Source organism: Polaromonas sp. P3_C2, from assembly GCF_056402675.1.
Window position 1 is genome coordinate 1 of record NZ_JBFUGX010000865.1, and the last position, 1496, is coordinate 1496.

A 1496-nucleotide genomic window follows, 5' to 3' on the forward strand; every position below is an offset into this window, starting at 1 on the left:
CAGTGTAGGGTCATTTTTCACCACAAAAACCTTGATAGCTTCGCCCTGCTTTTCGTCGGCAATGCCAATGGCTGCGCACTCAACAACGCCTGGGCACAGGGAAATGACGTTCTCAAGTTCATTGGGGAACACATTGAATCCCGAAACAATGATCATGTCCTTCTTGCGATCGATGATTTTGGTGTAACCGCGCTCGTCCATGATGCCAATATCACCGGTGCGCATGAAGCCATCGGAGGTGAACGCCTTTTTGTTCTCTTCAGGCTGCTGGTAATAGCCCGTCATGACTTGCGGACCCTTGATACAGATCTCGCCGGATTCGCCAAGTGCGAGCGATAGGCCATCGTCATCCTTGATGGCGATTTCGATGCTGGGCAACGGCAGGCCGATGGTGCCGGTGAACTCCTTGTTCATCACCGGATTGTTGGTGCCGATGGCGCAAGTCTCGCTCATGCCCCAGCCTTCAATCATGGGGCAACCTGTAACCTGCAACCAGTGTTTCGCCGTACCTTCGGACGCGGCCATGCCACCCGCCTGCGAAACACAAAGGGCGGAGAAATCTACCGTCTTGAACTGAGGGTGCTGAAGCAACGCATTAAAAAGCGTGTTGACGGCCGGCAACATGTGAAACGGACGCTTCTTGAGCACCGCGATGAATTTACCGAAGTCACGCGGATTCGGAATGAGTGTCAGATGAGCTCCCCAACGAATCGAGAGCAGGCATAGCGTCAGCGCGAAGATGTGATACAGCGGCAAAGCAGCGATATTGTTTGTCTTGCTGACATCGCCTATCCGCTCTAGAGCCGGCGTGAACCATTCTTCAGCCTGAAGAATGGCCGCAACGATATTGCGATGCGTGAGTACGGCGCCTTTTGACAATCCGGTTGTGCCGCCGGTGTATTGCAAAAAGGCGATTGAATCCAGTGTGGTCTGCGCAGGCCTGAGAGGCAGGCGGCTACCTTCGGCAATTGCGCGATTGAAGGCTGTCACGGTGCGCCCGTTTGCAAGCGGCAATTTGTAGGCGGGCACCAGCTTGGCCAGGTGGCGAACTGCGAAGTTGATCCATTGGCCATACCAGAAGCCCAGCAAATCACCCATGGACGCCATGACGACGTTCTTCACTGGTGTGCGCTCAATCACTTCCGCCAGTGTGGCAGCGAAGTTCTCCAGAATGACGATGGTAGTGGCCCCGGAGTCGCGTAACTGGTGTTCCAGTTCACGGGCGGTGTACAGCGGATTGACGTTGACGCAGGTATAGCCTGCCCGCAGGATGGCCGACATGGTGACTGCAAACTGCGGAACATTTGGCAGCATGATCGCAACCCGCGCCCCGCTCTCAAGACCCAAGCTTTGCAGCCAGGCACCTAAAGCCGACGACAGCTCATCGAGCTGTCCGTACGTCATCCAGCGATCCATGCAAACCGAAAAAGGTTTGGCCGCGTTTTTCTTGAACGAGTCCTCCAGCAGATGATTCAACGAGCGGAACTGCTCGGTGT

At 55.3% G+C, this 1496-nt stretch carries 1 protein-coding gene; it reads right to left on the minus strand.

Features of this window, described 5'->3' with window-relative positions:
- A partial coding sequence (locus AC1DWI_RS22850) for an AMP-binding protein (protein ID WP_477725871.1) occupies positions 1 to 1496 on the minus strand: 1496 nt, incomplete at both ends.